17 protein-coding genes are annotated in these 14,564 nt (G+C 51.7%); 14 read left to right on the top strand and 3 right to left on the bottom strand.

Annotated features, from left to right (window positions below; translation table 11 throughout):
• Nucleotides 1-95: 95 nt before the first annotated feature.
• The 11 genes from NH461_RS21690 (at nt 96) to NH461_RS21640 (ending at nt 8,641) form a co-directional block, all read left to right on the top strand.
• Nucleotides 96-488, top strand: a complete 393-nt coding sequence (locus NH461_RS21690) for an NUDIX hydrolase (protein WP_261603041.1) — start codon at nt 96-98, stop codon at nt 486-488.
• Nucleotides 489-517: 29 nt separating this feature from the next.
• Nucleotides 518-1,003 (top strand): GNAT family N-acetyltransferase, encoded by a 486-nt coding sequence (locus NH461_RS21685; RefSeq protein WP_261603040.1) that lies wholly within the window; start codon nt 518-520, stop codon nt 1,001-1,003.
• Between the two features lie 83 nt (nt 1,004-1,086).
• Entirely contained in the window at nt 1,087-1,371 is a 285-nt protein-coding gene (locus NH461_RS21680) for a MazG nucleotide pyrophosphohydrolase domain-containing protein (RefSeq protein WP_261603039.1), read from the top strand.
• Nucleotides 1,372-1,458: 87 nt separating this feature from the next.
• On the top strand, nt 1,459-2,679 hold the full coding sequence (locus tag NH461_RS21675) for an MFS transporter (RefSeq protein ID WP_261603038.1): 1,221 nt from the start codon (nt 1,459-1,461) through the stop codon (nt 2,677-2,679).
• Between the two features lie 68 nt (nt 2,680-2,747).
• Nucleotides 2,748-3,584 (top strand): sulfurtransferase, encoded by an 837-nt coding sequence (locus NH461_RS21670; protein ID WP_261603037.1) that lies wholly within the window; start codon nt 2,748-2,750, stop codon nt 3,582-3,584.
• A 157-nt stretch (nt 3,585-3,741) separates the two neighbouring features.
• On the top strand, nt 3,742-5,757 hold the full coding sequence (locus NH461_RS21665; RefSeq protein WP_261603036.1) for an amidohydrolase: 2,016 nt from the start codon (nt 3,742-3,744) through the stop codon (nt 5,755-5,757).
• Nucleotides 5,758-6,061: 304 nt separating this feature from the next.
• On the top strand, nt 6,062-6,697 hold the full coding sequence (locus tag NH461_RS21660; RefSeq protein ID WP_261603035.1) for a LysE family translocator: 636 nt from the start codon (nt 6,062-6,064) through the stop codon (nt 6,695-6,697).
• A gap of 62 nt (nt 6,698-6,759) precedes the next feature.
• Nucleotides 6,760-7,266, top strand: a complete 507-nt coding sequence (locus tag NH461_RS21655) for a DinB family protein (RefSeq protein WP_261603034.1) — start codon at nt 6,760-6,762, stop codon at nt 7,264-7,266.
• A gap of 120 nt (nt 7,267-7,386) precedes the next feature.
• Nucleotides 7,387-7,698: a cupin gene (locus tag NH461_RS21650; protein ID WP_261603033.1), complete on the top strand. Its 312-nt coding sequence runs from the start codon at nt 7,387-7,389 to the stop codon at nt 7,696-7,698.
• Nucleotides 7,699-7,720: 22 nt separating this feature from the next.
• Nucleotides 7,721-8,014: an antibiotic biosynthesis monooxygenase family protein gene (locus NH461_RS21645; protein WP_261603032.1), complete on the top strand. Its 294-nt coding sequence runs from the start codon at nt 7,721-7,723 to the stop codon at nt 8,012-8,014.
• A 72-nt stretch (nt 8,015-8,086) separates the two neighbouring features.
• Nucleotides 8,087-8,641, top strand: coding sequence for a sugar O-acetyltransferase (locus NH461_RS21640; protein ID WP_315903251.1), 555 nt, complete (start codon nt 8,087-8,089; stop codon nt 8,639-8,641).
• 106 nt (nt 8,642-8,747) lie between these two features.
• Here NH461_RS21640 and fabF read toward each other — a convergent pair whose 3' ends face one another.
• Entirely contained in the window at nt 8,748-10,031 is a 1,284-nt protein-coding gene (gene fabF / locus NH461_RS21635) for a beta-ketoacyl-ACP synthase II (protein ID WP_261603031.1), read from the bottom strand.
• A gap of 91 nt (nt 10,032-10,122) precedes the next feature.
• Between fabF and NH461_RS21630 the strand changes: the two genes are divergently transcribed.
• The 3 genes from NH461_RS21630 to NH461_RS21620 all read left to right on the top strand — a co-directional run bounded on the left by NH461_RS21630 (nt 10,123) and on the right by NH461_RS21620 (nt 11,816).
• Nucleotides 10,123-10,740 (top strand): TetR/AcrR family transcriptional regulator, encoded by a 618-nt coding sequence (locus NH461_RS21630; protein ID WP_261603030.1) that lies wholly within the window; start codon nt 10,123-10,125, stop codon nt 10,738-10,740.
• Between the two features lie 136 nt (nt 10,741-10,876).
• Nucleotides 10,877-11,296 (top strand): GNAT family N-acetyltransferase, encoded by a 420-nt coding sequence (locus tag NH461_RS21625; protein ID WP_261603029.1) that lies wholly within the window; start codon nt 10,877-10,879, stop codon nt 11,294-11,296.
• 43 nt (nt 11,297-11,339) lie between these two features.
• Complete coding sequence (locus tag NH461_RS21620; RefSeq protein WP_261603028.1) at nt 11,340-11,816, top strand: GNAT family N-acetyltransferase; 477 nt, start codon at nt 11,340-11,342, stop codon at nt 11,814-11,816.
• 106 nt (nt 11,817-11,922) lie between these two features.
• Here NH461_RS21620 and pcaF read toward each other — a convergent pair whose 3' ends face one another.
• Together pcaF and NH461_RS21610 are read right to left on the bottom strand one after the other, a co-directional pair.
• Complete coding sequence (gene pcaF, locus NH461_RS21615; protein ID WP_261603027.1) at nt 11,923-13,122, bottom strand: 3-oxoadipyl-CoA thiolase; 1,200 nt, start codon at nt 13,120-13,122, stop codon at nt 11,923-11,925.
• Between the two features lie 86 nt (nt 13,123-13,208).
• Complete coding sequence (locus NH461_RS21610) at nt 13,209-14,564, bottom strand: aspartate aminotransferase family protein (RefSeq protein WP_261603026.1); 1,356 nt, start codon at nt 14,562-14,564, stop codon at nt 13,209-13,211.

Here is a 14,564-nt window from a genome sequence, read left to right as displayed (position 1 = left end):
CGAGTCAATATTTGATTTCTACGCCGTGCTCTTCCTTCTTGAGCGGGCCGCCACATGTGGCACCTTATTGATTCGGTTTTACAAAGGAACTAGAAATGCAAGTGCATGAATGTGTGTCTTTTCTGCTCATTGAAGATGGCAAGATTTTGCTGGAAAAACGCGCGGAAGATAAAGCAACTGATCCGGGGTTGATCGCCATTTCCGGCGGCCACATTGAAAGTGGTGAAAGCCAACTTCAAACGTTGTGCCGGGAAATGAAAGAAGAACTGGATGTCACGCCCCAAGCTTACCAATTCTTATGTTCGCTCTACCATCCGACCAAAGAATTACAGCTTATTCATTATTATGTGGTGAATGCTTGGGAAGGGGGTTTACGCTCGCTGGAAGCCGAAACGATTGAGTGGTATCCGATCTCGGCAGCACCGATCGATATTCGGGCTGATCAAGTGGCTTTATCCGAGTATCAAAGGGTTAACCGTTACTTGTAAGCAAGATTTAAATTGTAGGAGGAGATTCAATGATCAGGGAAATGACAAAAGCAGATTTTGCAGCATTTTGGCCTTGTTTTGAGTCAGTGATCAAAGCGCAGGAAACATATGCCTTTGACCCGGAGATGAACTTTGAGGCGGCATATCAACTATGGTGTGCGACGCCTCTGAAAGCATTTGTGTTTGTTGAAGGTGGGCAAGTCTTGGGCTCATATTACATCAAGCCCAATGGCACGGGGCCGAGTAACCATATCTGTAATTGCGGCTATATGGTCACGGAAGCTGCCCGGGGAAAAGGCATCGCGAGACAACTTTGTGAGCATTCGCAGCAAATTGCCATTGAGCTAGGCTTTGAAGCCATGCAGTTTAACTCGGTGGTCTCAACCAATGCAGTGGCTGTGAAGCTGTGGCAAACACTGGGATATCAGATCATCGGCACGATCCCACAAGCTTATCGCCATAAACAGCTGGGTTATGTGGATAGCTATATCATGCACAAGCAGTTACGGGGGTAACCTTGTAAAGCCGAGCAATCGCAATGAAAACAAAAAGAATGAACTCCCGGCACGGACGAGTTCGCTAAATTAAAAAGGAAGTTATGAAAATCTCCGAATTACAGGCGCATATTCAATCGTTCGATTTTGCGCCTGAACAATCACATCACTATTTTCTGAAGCTGATCGAAGAAGTCGGCGAGTTGTCTGAAGCGATCAATCAGCAAAAATCCGGTCAGCCGGAACTGGCGGAATTGAAAGGGTCAGTCGCCGAAGAGTTGTATGATGTCCTGTATTACGTGTGTGCATTGGCGAATGTACATGGGGTCGATCTTGAGCGCACCCATGAACTGAAAGAAGTGCTGAACAAAGCCAAATACAATCGCTGAAGATTGGAATGTGAAGGTCATCATGATTCGTTGGCAATTCACACACTACTGAATCCTCCCTGACAAAGTTTTTCGGTTGGTGAATTCTTGAAAAATATCCCCGTTATCATTGAGTTTTTTACGAAAATGGCGAGTGCCATTTTTACGCTTGTCCTTGGTAAGTTGCTATTTGATCAGACCAATAGTCTGTGGGCTTTTGCAACCGCGTATGGTGGAGAGTTTCTGATCGTGACCCTCATTCAACTGTATGCGGGTTCAATCGCAGATAGATATTCCCCGGCCAAGATACTGATCGCGATTAATACGCTTAGTTTGACGGCGTTTGGCTTTCTTGCCGCAACGTATGAGATGTCTGCCACCCTCAGTTTGTTGTTGGCTGCGGGAATGGTGTATGTTTCCCGGCCGTTTTATCGGACCGCACTGTTTGTATTGGTCAGAGATGTCGCCAGCGAAAGTGAATTTAAACTCGTGAATGGCCGAATCGCATCGGCCTCTCAACTGGGACAGATTATCGGCCTGTCCTTAACCGGTTTATTTCTGAGTTGGTACTCGCATGCTGCGGTGTTTTACCTGATGGACTTGATCTACGGCATCTGCCTGCTGCTGAGTCTGTTTCTGTATGTTCGGATCAGCGGACAAGGAAAACCCGTGCAGCGCGAGGTAAGTGATCCCCTGCATTGGCGGGATTTCTTCCACTTTGCCGGCAGGGATCGTGCATTTGCCGTGCGCCTTGTCAGTAGCTTTTCAATTGCGGTTTCCTTAGGCGGTTTTTACGTGCTGTTAGCACCTTTAGTCGCAGCGAAATTTGGTGACGATACAACCTGGTTATCCTGGCTGAGTGTGAGTTATGCGACAGGCGCAATCGTCTCGGGGATATTGATGAAACAGCTGAGCCAAAGATTCAAAGAGCAATCATCTGATCGACGTTTGCTGCTCAATCAGATGCTCTCTGCCTTCGCTTTCTTCTGTTACGGATATTTCGACCAGCTGGTTTGGCTGCCGCTGTTGCTCTTCTGCTTCGGCGTGTCAACCACATTAGCTGCAGTGAGTTTGTCTTCGTTTTTACAGGTCAGGACGCTCAGTGGCGTGGCAGGACGGACCGCCGCGATTCAGAATATCGTGATTGCCGCAGGCAATACGTTTGTTGCGTTTTACTGCTCTTGGCTGTTCGAACGATCGTTCTCAACAGCAGCGATGGGACTGGCAGCACTGCTGTTCATCTTGATGCTTGGCTTCGGCGTGATGTTCAGAGCCTGGCCTGAGTCCCTGGAACCTGCGGACAAAACGCTGGTGGCAGCAAAGTCGTGACCAAGCGTGCAAGGCCGCGGCGCTTTGTGATGTCCGTTGTTTACAAATTTTAATCAATCGGAGTGAATATGGAATTTCCACTCGTTACAACCCATTGGCTGGCTGAACATTTATATTTGGAGAATCTTGTCATCCTGGATGCAAGTATGGGGAAAGTGGTAGGGAAGCAGCCGATTGTTTACGATCAGCCTATTTATATCCCCAAGAGCCAACGCCTTGATTTAGAAACTACCTTTTGTGATTTGGCATCGGATCAAATCCATGCGTTTCCTACTGTGCAGCAATTCACCTCGGCGGCGCAGGCGCTGGGAATTAACGCCGATAGCCTGGTCGTGATTTATGATAACCAAGGGGTGTATTCATCTCCGAGAGCCTGGTGTATCTTTCAAGCCATGGGGTTTGGTAATGTCTTTGTGCTGGATGGCGGCTTGCCGCAGTGGCTCGCTGAGAGCCGGGATACGGTCAGCACCTTGGCACCCGAAACGAAGCATTTCGGCAATATTGAAGGGGAAGCCTTGCCTGGGCGGATCTGTGATTCACCGTATATTCTAGAACGGTTGGATCGGGATCAGATCACCGTGCTGGATGCCCGGTCGCAAGACCGTTTTTTGGGACAGGTTCCGGAGCCGAGAGCGGGTGTGCGATCGGGCCATATTCCGGGGGCGTTAAACTTACCGTTTACTGAGGTGCTTGACGGTCACGGCTTGAAAAGTCCGGCGCAGTTAACGCAAATCTTTGACCGATTGCTCGTCAGTCATCCAAATCAGCTGATTTTTTCCTGCGGGTCCGGGATCACGGCATGCATCGTGTTATTGGCTGCGGTGATTGCCGGGTATAAAGATATTGTGTTGTATGACGGTTCCTGGTCGGATTGGGGCAGCCATCCATCATTGCCGATTGAATAGTTTCCCCCGGCTTTGACGCAGTAAGACGCCCTTGAATCGTTGTGATACACCCGGTAGTGAGTGATCTGTAATCCCGTGTAATACATTTATCAGTAACCTTGAGAAAAAATGAAGGCTCATTTGTTCACTTCACCAGTCACTGAATAAGGGAATCAAGATGAGTCACAATCATAGCCATCAAGGGTGCGCACAATGTGCCTGTCATAATCCGTTATGGACCTCGTTTGCAGGACATCATTCCAGCTTGGGTAATTCAGCCGATACTGGTGCCGGCAAGGTTCAATCTCCGGAAGATCTCCTGCCAACAACAAGTGTCATGTACTCTGGCGGCATCATTCGGCCGATGATCGATGGCAGCACAGATACTGTGGAAGCCATCGGGTTTGATGGCGGTAAGGTCGCGGTGGTCGGCAGTATTGCTGAGGTGAGCGTGCAAATGCGAGCTTTAGGGATGCACCCGGACAATCACATTGTGCTCCAGGAAAAACAAACTTTGTTACCCGGTTTGATTGAGCCTCATGTCCATATTGTTCCGACGGCATTAACCATGGGTTGGCTGGATATGGGACCGTATCTTGGTCAGGATTTAAATCTAGAGTATGACCTGGAATATCTGGAATCCGTGATTCAATCTGCCCAGCCGCAAGAAGGCGAGTGGATTTTAGGGACCGGTGTGGATCCTGCGCTGATGCCCTTTGTGGGCAGTGAGAATGATCCACAACTCTATCAGTTGGATCTAAAGCAGTTAACCGAAATGGAGCCTGTTCGTCCGGTTTATCTGATTTCGGCATCTTTGCATACCGCTTATATCAACGAAGCGGCGCTGGAGTTGATTGCTGATGCTCTGCCAATAGAAGAGCAAGACTCATTTCGGAAACAGGTGCAGAAACAAGGGGCATTGCAGGAATTAGAGCAAATGACCCTCGGGTTTGATTGTATTCCTTCTGCACAAAAAGTGGCGATGAAGGCGGAGTTGGATCAGCATATCGCGACTATTTTCGATACTGCTAATCAGCGTGGCGTCACCACGATGTTTGAAGCCGGGATGCGATTTGAATCGGTTGATGAAAACGGCAGGATTCAATCTAAGATGATCTCAATCCTCGAAGATTTCAGGGCATCCCATGCGCATAACGTCCGGGTGGGCTATGCGCTGCTATGTGACACAGAACAAAGTGCGAAAGCTCTACCTCAGTTTAAACCGCTGGCAGAGCACGACATGGGCGCTTTGTTCCAAAGTGCGGTCAAGTTAGTGTCCGATGGCTCCAATCAAGGATTAACGGGTTTTCAGTCCACCCCGTATTGTTGTGAGCCAAAGGGTAATTACGGCATTTTTAACTTCAGTTATCAGCCGGACTCGGCCCTGGTCCCATGTTGCTCAGAGCCCAGCGAAGCGCAGAAGCCTGATTATCAAAATCTGGTCACGACCATCGTGGAAAAAGGCTGGCCTATTCTGATTCATGCCAATGGCGATCAAGCGGTCGACTATACGCTGGATGTGTATGGAAAGGCCCTCAAGCTTTATAAGCCTGAGTTTGATAAGCCCGGGCTTGATAAGCGCCATCGTATCGAGCATTGCTCGCTTCTGAGTGATGCCAGCGTGGAGAAAATGATTGCGCTGGGCATTTCACCTAGTTTCTTAATTGGGCATGTGGGCTACTGGGGTTATGCTTTTGAAGAGGTCATTTTTAAAGAAAAATCCCAGCTATTGGACCGATGCCGGACAATGCTGGATAAAGGCGCGCGTATCACGCTTCACAGCGATTTATCGGTTACACCGTTAGGCCCGTTGCGGATGATGGAGCAGGCGGTCACCCGGGTGATGGAGAAATCTCCGGATCTGTCTGTGCTGAATGGTTCAGAGCGAATCACCCGTGAGGAAGCGCTCAGAGCGATCACCTTAGATGCCGCCTGGCAATGTCATATTGACCCGTGGGTCGGTAGCCTGGCGCAAGGAAAGCTGGCTGATTACGTCATTCTGGAAGATGATCCGATCGCGGTCGAGAAAGACACACAAATCAGGGACATTCGTGTTCTTCAAACCTGGGTCGGCGGGAAACTTCGCTATGTGAGTAATACAGTACAAAAGCCGGAACCATGCGCTGATGAAAAATCGGAAACAAGCGCAGAACAAGCAGATGATTGCGTGAGTACAGAACTAACGCCGGCTTAATCAAACCGTTTTAATCATTTTCTGCCGCAGTGGGCCAGTACCACTGCGGCATTTTTATTTTGCTAAAATCTGGCCGTTTACTTCACGCCACTTATGCCTGGGAAATCGCTTTGCGTCCGTCAGTGAATGCGGCTGTGTTATTGATACTCGTGTTGTTTTGTATGGTTGTTCATGCATAATGGCGCGTCTGGTTGCCTGGTCGAGCGTGTCCGTTGTGGACTTTGGCGCACGGCTGGTCAAAACGACAAGCGCTGAATACGATCCTGTGTTCTGATTGGTGACGTCGTGATAAGGAAGTTGCAACATGCTCGGTATTGAGAATTTATGGTTATTTGTCGTTTCTGGTCTTTTGTTGAACCTCATTCCCGGTCCGGACTCGCTCCTGATTATCGGGCGAGGGGCAACCCAAGGATTTAAAGCCGGCTCTGCAGCGGCGCTGGGGATTGGTACGGGCACTCTCATTCACATCCTGGCCGCGGCATTCGGGCTGTCGGCCATTCTGGCCACCTCTGCGATGGCCTTTACCGTTGTGAAGTTAATTGGTGGTGCGTATCTGATTTATATGGCGATCACCATGTTACTTCAGCGCCATGAAGCCAGTGAGGCACCCGTAGCCAAACCGGTCAAAACATCACTGTCCCGGATTTACACTCAAGGGTTCATCACGAATCTGTTTAATCCTAAAATCGCGATTTTTTTCCTGGCCTTTGTGCCCCAGTTTATCTCCGCATCCAGCGACAATAAGGCGCTGGCATTTATCGTACTCGGGTTGATTTTCAACTTTAACGGTATGCTGTGGTGCCATTTCCTCGCCTGGCTTTCTTCAACCGTGAGCAATCGACTCTCGGTAAATGAAAATGTACAAAAATGGCTGTCTCGCATGACGGCTAGCCTATTTGGTCTGTTTGGCGTGAAGTTGCTGATTTCAGGTCAGAGTTAATCACGGGTCACATCGGCAGAAATAGCGCATGTGGCCGACGTTCATCGTTCGGAAAGAGAAAAATGATGATTAAAAAATCAATTCAATATAAGCAGTGGGCCAATACAGAGATTTACGAAGCCGTTTCCCGATTGGATGGCAAACAATATCCGGAAGAAAAGCATCTCGCGATTCGACTTCTTAATCATATCTACGTCGTTGATCATATTTTTCAGTCACACATTCTTGGGATTGCCCATGGGTACGACGCGACAAATACAGTGGAGACACCTTCATTAGACAATCTTCGGGATAACGTCACAGCGCTTGATCAATGGTTCGTTTCGTTCTGCGATACTGCTAGTCAGGAGTCAATGCAGAGGGTGATCCATTTTGAATTTACGGACGGCGCACCTGGGACCATGAGTGTTGAAGAAATGCTCAACCACCTGGTGTTGCATGGCACGTATCACCGGGGAGCGGTGGGCAGAATTCTGGCAACCTGTTCCATTCAGCCGCCGGCAGATGTGCTCAGTCGGCACCTTCATCTTGCCGAACCTCAGCGCCGCAACGAGCGTGTGATTGGTTAAAAGAGAAGGCATGTGACGTGACTTGGGCGTGAAATTGCCGGATGCAGATGCTCCGTCGATGGCTGAACTCAGGTTTGCGTTGTGTGATGCCGGGTGATGAATCAACAAGGAGGTGACAAGATGGAAATCACGAGAAGTCAGAACTTTACAGCCGATCGAGCGTGGGGCGCCAAAACAATTGCCAATATGAATGGCATGACCACGCGACTTCACTGGACTGATCAGCCGTACAAATGGCATGTCAATGATGGTGAAGAAGTCTTTGTCGTTTTGCATGGCCGTGTAGAAATGTTTTTTAAACAGGCGGGGCAAACATCTTCCGCTATATTGGAAGCGGGCGATATTTTTTATGCGTCGATAGGGACAGAGCATGTCGCTCATCCCATCGGGGAAGCCCGTATTTTGGTCATTGAAAAAGAAGGTAGTGTGTAAAAATTTCGCAAAGGAGACGCAAATGTTTGCCGTGATATTCAGAGCAAAAACCGGTGTTCAGGATCGTCAGTATTCCGAGATGGTCGCCGTGATGCGTGATTTGGCTTTCGACAAGTACGGTTGTCTGGATTTTATTGCAGTGACCGAAGGGGAGCAGGAAATCGCGATCTCATATTGGGCATCTGAAGATGATATCCAGCGCTGGCACAAGGACAGCCAGCATGCGATTGCCCAGCAGTTTGGCCGTGAAAAGTGGTATGCGTCATACACCGTTCAGGTTGTCGAAGTGAAAAGGCAATACAGTTTCAACGAGTAGCCGCTGAGCCAGTTGCTGTCCGGGTTGCGCCTGAAAAGATCGTTCCGGCATAACTAAAGAAGGAAAAATTGAGTGACCGAAAAAGAAAAAATGTTGGCCGGGCTTTATTATGATCCAAGTGATCCAGAGTTGATGGCATTAAGGCTCGAAGCCAGACTGAAAACGGAAGCCTTCAACAACACCAGTGCGGCGGATACCGCGCAGCGCACCGCGCGGATCAAATCGTTGCTCGGTTCAACCGGCGACAATATCCTGGTCGAGCCGACCTTTCGCTGTGACTACGGTGAAAATATTCATGTGGGCGAGAATTTCTACGCTAATTTTGGCTGCGTGATTTTAGATGTCGCCGAAGTGCGTATCGGTCAGAATTGTTTTATTGCACCCCAGGTCGGGATCTATACCGCGACACATCCGATTGATCCCGTCGAACGAGCGAGCGGTGTAGAGTATGCTAAACCGATCACAATCGGTGACAACTGCTGGATTGGCGGCCACGCGACGATCAATCCCGGCGTCACCCTCGGCAACAATGTTGTGGTGGCATCGGGCGCGGTGGTGACGAAAAGCTTCGGCGATGATGTGGTGATCGGTGGCAATCCGGCCCGAGTGCTGAAGTCGGTTTCCTAGCCACACCGCTTTTCTCGTGATCCACAGATGGTTTGCGATGGGAGATTCCGGTGGGGAGGTTTGCATTCAGCAGTTAGCCCGGCGACAGCCGGGCTTCACCTGAGCGTTAGCGTGATGATTCTTCGCTGAGATATTGACTGATAATCAATGATGCGTTGACGCCACCAAACCCAAAGCCGTTACACAATGCATGCTGGATCGGATGCGCTTTCGCAGTATTTGCAACCAGATCGAGCCCGGCAACGGTCTCTGCCGGGTTCTCCAGATTCAGCGTGGGCGGCACAGTATCTGAGATCACAGCCATCGTCGTGAAGATCGATTCGACACCGCCGGCAGCCCCCAGTAAATGACCTGTTGCTGACTTCGTTGCCGAAATGGGCGTTGCGGCCAGACTATCGCCAAACAGGCTCCGCAGACCGGCGATTTCGGCGTTATCCCCTACAGGCGTTGAGGTGGCATGCGCATTAATATGCTGGATGTCTCCAGCAGATAACTGGGCTTGTTTCAGCGCGCGTTTCACTGCCAGGGCTGCGCCAGCGCCATCTTCTGGCCCTGAAGTTATATGATGCGCATCTGCGCTGGTCCCATAACCGCTCAGGACGGCCAACGGTGTTGCGCCTCGATTCAATGCATGTTCCAGCGTTTCAATCACTAACAGGCCAGCACCTTCTCCCATCACAAACCCGGAACGTGCCTGATCGAACGGGCGAGACGCTTTGCGGGGTTCGTCGCTGGTGGACAGGGCTTTCAGCGCGTTGAAACCCGCCATGGATAATGGATCGATGCACGCTTCCGCACCACCAACCAGGGCGATCTCTGCTTCATGGTTGCGGATCATCCGCATGCCATCCCCGATGGCCTGGATCCCTGCGGCGCAGGCCGTAACCGGGCAGCCTATCGGACCGTTGAATCCATAGTTGATCGAGACATTTCCTGCCGCCAAGTTGGCCAGAAAAGCCGGAACGGTGAAAGGCGACACGCGTTTGTAGCCTTTTTCAGCCAGCGTCTTTTGTGCCTGAGTAATGGTCGTAAATCCACCAATACCCGATGCGATAATTGTTGCTGTTGCTTCTTTATCGGCATCACTTTCGGGAAACCAATTGGCCTGAGTCAGCGCTTCCTGAGCGGCGGCCAGCGCATAGCAGGTAAATCGATCGAGTTTTTTGAGCTCTTTGGCCGAAGCCACCGCGGAGACATCAAACCCGGCTTCTTCATCCTGTTCGATTGTCGGCACCTGACCTGCGATTTTTACCGGGAAGTCCTCGGTCGCAAAACGATCAATGAGCTGAATGCCCGACTGGCCGTTAATCAGGCGCTGCCATACGGCATCGACACCACATCCGAGTGGGCTCACAATCCCCATGCCTGTAATCACGATTGGTGAATTCATCTCCGTCTCCATCATGTGTTAAATTGACATGAGCACGGTAGCAATGGTCTAAATATGATCAAGATAATATCTAGAGCGAGGAAGCAGTTGGATGCCTTATAAGAAAACGCATAAAGAAAAGTCTCGGTTGCGAATTCTGCAAGCCGCGACCACGCTATTTAGTCGCGGTGGGTTCGATAAAGTTTCCATTGGTCAGGTGATGAAAGAAGCACACATGACCCATGGCGCATTCTACGCCCATTTTGAATCCAAGGCAGCCTTATATGCCGCGTGTTTTTCCGAGTTGTTGAAAGAGAGCAGTCGCGCTCGGTTGGTGAAATCTCCGTTAAGCATGAATAAATTGCTGGCACTGGCGGCAAATTACTGGGGGCTGCATCAATCGGCCCAGATGCAACCGGGCCCAGAGAGTGTCTTATTTAATGAGTCCGGCACCGAGAACGATAGCATTAAGCAGCTGTTTCAGGAGTCTTATCATAATGTCCGCACGATGCTGGAAAAGCGGATTGTCGCATTATGCCGAATTCGAAAAATAGAACTGTCGGCAGAATGTATTGGCGATAAGTCGCGGGCGATGATGGCGTCACTCGTTGGCGCCGTGACCATTGCAAAAATGATCCCCAATGACGATGAAAGACAACGCTTACTGAATGCGGCCCAGGCTGAAATATTGGCCATGTTAGAGAATGGCTCCCAAAAAGTATTGACCTAACTGGTTCGTAATACAAAAAAGGAGCAACAGGTCGCTCCGTTCTATTGAGGGAGTCAGCAGTTGAATGTTTTTAGATTCTGAACTGATGAATACGAAAGACGAACAATCGTCACATCGCTTGAGAACAATGGCTCACATGGAAATCAAACCTATTTTATGGCAACAAACCATTTCTTTACGTCACCAGGTCTTGTGGCCGGAAAAACCACCTGAGTTTTGTCACGTTGAAGGTGATGAAGACGCCGCACATTTTGGTGCCTTTATTGATGGCCGCCTGGTTTGCGTGGCGTCGGTGTTTTTATCTTCTCATCAGGCGCGGTTGAGAAAGTTTGCGACCGAGCCGGATCATCAGGGTCAGGGGATTGGCAGCGCGATGATTGCGCATATTCTGGCAGATTTGGCCGAGCGCAACGTGAATCACTTCTGGTGTGATGCCAGAGAGTCCGCGCTGGGATTTTACCAGCGATTCGGCATGCAGCCGGAAGGCGAGCGGTTTTACAAAGGCGACATCCCGTATTTGAAGATGACGGTGGACTTGGGCAAGACTCAGGGATGATACGTACACTGCGCTCAGTGTCATGGACAAGGAGTAAATAAATATGGAGCTTATGCGGTTTCAGGACGAACACGCATCAGAGCTGGTGAACTGGTTCCAAACCAAGGAAGAATCTTTAATGTGGGGTGGTCGGGTATTTGACTGGCCGTTAAATCAAAGCTCAATCATTCAGCGCGCCACTGAAGACAATCTGCAATTTTTGACCTTGGTTGAAGGGACGCAAGTATTCGGTTTTATTGAATTTCAGCGGATGTCGCTCACGGAGGTGCGCTTGTGTCGGGTCGCGATCCACCCGGCAGTCAGAGGAAAAGGGCTCGGCAGGCAGCTGATTCAGTTATCTTTGTTGAAAATCAAAGCATTGCCGCATGTGACTCTGGTGACGCTGGCCGTCTTTCAGCGGAATGTCGTGGCGAAAAACTGTTACGAGTCATTTGGGTTTCAAGTGACGAACAAAGCGCCGCATGTCAAAGTGTTTGATGGCCGGGAGTGGCCTGTATATCAGATGGAACTGGCCCTATGAAGCTTCATCATCGTATCTTCATCTCTTAAAACCGCTGGCTGATAAAAGCTTAACAGCCAGCGGATTCTTCGCGATTAATCGTGGTGAGGCAGTTCACCTTTTAATCTTAGACCCGCTCAATCGCCACGGCGATCCCCTGGCCGACGCCGATACACATGGTGCACAGGGCCAGTTTCCCACCTGTACGTTCTAACTGATACATCGCCGTGGTTGCCAGACGGGCGCCGCTCATCCCTAACGGATGGCCCAGGGCAATCGCACCGCCTTGGGGGTTGATCCGCGGATCGTCATCGGCGAGGCTTAGCTGGCGGGTACAGGTGAGCGCCTGGGCGGCGAATGCCTCATTGAATTCCAGCAGGTCAAAATCACTCAGGGTCATGTTGAGCTGGCTCAGCAGTTTTTGGGTGGCTGGTACCGGCCCCAACCCCATGATGCGTGGCGGGACACCAGCGACGGCCATTCCCAGAATTCTGGCTCGAGGCGTCAGGTTGTGTTGCCTGAGTCCGGCGGCAGAGGCCAGCAGCAGGGCAGCGGCACCGTCGTTGATCCCGGAGGCATTGCCAGCGGTGATAGTGCCGCCTTCAAACAGGGGCTTGAGCTGGCTGAGTTTGTCGAAGCTGGTAGCGCGCAGGTGCTCATCCTGATCGACAATCGTCGGCGGACCTTTGCGGTTGGCCAGGGTGACGGCGATGATCTCTTCGGTCAGTCGTCCGTCTTCCTGCGCGGTGGCGGCTTTGAGCTGGCTGCTGACGGCAAACTTGTCCTGATCGGCGCGGCTGATGCCAAACTCGGCCGCCAGGTTTTCAGCGGTTTTCGGCATGGTTTCGGTGCCGAACTGTCGGTCGAACTCGGGGTTGATAAACCGCCAGCCCATGGTGGTATCGTACAGCTCAGCCGAGCGGGCGAAGGCGCTGGTGGCCTTCGGCATGACGAACGGCGCGCGGGACATACTCTCGACGCCGCCGGCGATGATTAAATCGGCCTCGCCGCATCGAATGGCGCGGGCAGCATCGCCAATCGCGTTGAGGCCGGAGCCGCAAAGCCGGTTGACGGTCGCGCCGGGAACCTCAAGCGGCAGTCCGGCGAGCAGGGCCGCCATCCTTGCCACATTGCGGTTGTCTTCGCCGGATTGATTGGCACAGCCGAGCAGCACATCATCGACGCGTTGCCAGTTCACGTCAGGGTTGCGCGCCATCAGCGCTTTAATCGGCAGTGCCGCCAGATCATCGGCACGTACCGAAGCCAGCGCCCCGCCGTAGCGACCGATGGGGGTCCGCACCGCATCGCACAGATAAACGTCATTCATCACTCAAATTCCTTCCTTGTTTCATGCTTGAAGCGCTCAATCTTTCAGAAACCCAAGCCATCAAGCGCATTCATCAGGTTCATGTCTCAGGCTTTTACATCAAAGAGCGGCTTTATGGTGTGGAAGCCGTTTAACAGGACCTCACTGAAAGCGCTGATTTCTTTCTCAGTCATGGCGGTCGACAATGTCCCCGAGCAGGTGTTGATCATCATGAATCCATGGTCGAACAGGTGATCCAGCAGGGCGGATTTGATCCGGGCTTCCTGTGGGGTCTCGTAAGCCGAGCGATAATCCGTCGGTGGCGTCGGTTTCATGTGAATGCGGAACATCGAGCCTTCGCCCGTGACACAGGCCGGGACATCGGCCAGTAGGATCGCTTCGGAGATCTGGCTACGGAGCTGATCGCTCAGGGCATTAAGTCGGCACACGGCATCGCGGTCGAACAGCTGCATCGCGGTCAGTCCGGCGGTCATGGTGATCGGGTTGGCCGAGAAGGTTCCTGAGTGCGGGAACAGCAGTTTCTCTGCCCGGGGATTCATTACTTCCATGACGTCCCGGCGTCCGGCCAGGGCACCGACCGGAAAGCCGCCGCCAATCAATTTGCCCATCGCGGTCAAATCCGGCTGAACCGCATAGCGCTCCTGTGCGCCACCGTACCGGGTGCGAAAGGTGATCACTTCATCGAACACCAGCAGCGCGCCGTGATTGCGAGTCCAGTTACTCAGGACGGTGATGAAGGACTCCGAGGCCGGGAGCAGCCCGACCCGGTGTGGCATCGGATCGACCAGTACACAGGCCAGCTCGTCAGCGTGCTGATCCAGGATGGCGAGGGCGGTTTCCGGATCGTTGAACGGGATCACGATGACGTCATTCAAGGTGGAAAGGGGGGTGCCGTGGGCCACCAGCACGCTCGCCGGGTGATCGGGAGCGCCCCAGTTCTCCGGTTTGGCGGTCTGGCTGACTTCAGCAAAATCATACAGGCCATGATAGGCGCCTTCGACTTTGGCAATTTTCGGGCGTCCGGTAAAAGCGCGGGCGGCCTTGAGGCAGCTCATGATGGCTTCGGTGCCGGAATTGACGAAGCGAATGTTCTCGAAGCCGGGATTGCGGCTGCACAGGTGTTCGGCAAAATCGATTTCAACTTCGGTTGCCAGGGTAAACGCCGTGCCTTTGTGGAGCTGTTCGGTGACCGCTGCGACAATCTGTGGATGGGCGTGACCGTGGATCAGCGCAGCCATGTTGTTGGCAAAATCGATCCGCTGCACGCCATCAATATCGGTGACGTAGCAGCCCCGGCCCGCCTCGGCATAGAGTGGGTGCGGCTGGCGCAGCACAGTGTTTCTGCTACAGCCGCCGGGCATCAGCTGGAGGGCTTTCTGATACAGTGCCGCGCTGCGCTGTGAGGACGGCTGTTTAGATGATTGAGTGTGTTGTTTCATCAT

It is taken from the genome of Photobacterium sp. TY1-4 (assembly GCF_025398175.1).
Lineage (GTDB): Bacteria > Pseudomonadota > Gammaproteobacteria > Enterobacterales > Vibrionaceae > Photobacterium.
Note: the sequence above shows the minus strand (reverse complement) of the source record. Positions and strands in the feature narration are given on the sequence as shown.

Bases quoted from the DNA above. Each gene is read 5' to 3' on its own strand.
- NH461_RS21690 (WP_261603041.1), top strand. From the start codon at position 96: ATGCAAGTGCATGAATGTGTGTCTTTTCTGCTCATTGAAGATGGCAAG.
- NH461_RS21685 (WP_261603040.1), top strand. From the start codon at position 518: ATGATCAGGGAAATGACAAAAGCAGATTTTGCAGCATTTTGGCCTTGT.
- NH461_RS21680 (WP_261603039.1), top strand. From the start codon at position 1,087: ATGAAAATCTCCGAATTACAGGCGCATATTCAATCGTTCGATTTTGCG.
- NH461_RS21670 (WP_261603037.1), top strand. From the start codon at position 2,748: ATGGAATTTCCACTCGTTACAACCCATTGGCTGGCTGAACATTTATAT.
- NH461_RS21665 (WP_261603036.1), top strand. From the start codon at position 3,742: ATGAGTCACAATCATAGCCATCAAGGGTGCGCACAATGTGCCTGTCAT.
- NH461_RS21660 (WP_261603035.1), top strand. From the start codon at position 6,062: ATGCTCGGTATTGAGAATTTATGGTTATTTGTCGTTTCTGGTCTTTTG.
- NH461_RS21655 (WP_261603034.1), top strand. From the start codon at position 6,760: ATGATGATTAAAAAATCAATTCAATATAAGCAGTGGGCCAATACAGAG.
- NH461_RS21650 (WP_261603033.1), top strand. From the start codon at position 7,387: ATGGAAATCACGAGAAGTCAGAACTTTACAGCCGATCGAGCGTGGGGC.
- NH461_RS21645 (WP_261603032.1), top strand. From the start codon at position 7,721: ATGTTTGCCGTGATATTCAGAGCAAAAACCGGTGTTCAGGATCGTCAG.
- fabF (WP_261603031.1), bottom strand. From the start codon at position 10,031: ATGAATTCACCAATCGTGATTACAGGCATGGGGATTGTGAGCCCACTC.
- NH461_RS21630 (WP_261603030.1), top strand. From the start codon at position 10,123: ATGCCTTATAAGAAAACGCATAAAGAAAAGTCTCGGTTGCGAATTCTG.
- NH461_RS21625 (WP_261603029.1), top strand. From the start codon at position 10,877: ATGGAAATCAAACCTATTTTATGGCAACAAACCATTTCTTTACGTCAC.
- NH461_RS21620 (WP_261603028.1), top strand. From the start codon at position 11,340: ATGGAGCTTATGCGGTTTCAGGACGAACACGCATCAGAGCTGGTGAAC.
- pcaF (WP_261603027.1), bottom strand. From the start codon at position 13,122: ATGAATGACGTTTATCTGTGCGATGCGGTGCGGACCCCCATCGGTCGC.
- NH461_RS21610 (WP_261603026.1), bottom strand. From the start codon at position 14,564: ATGATGAAACAACACACTCAATCATCTAAACAGCCGTCCTCACAGCGC.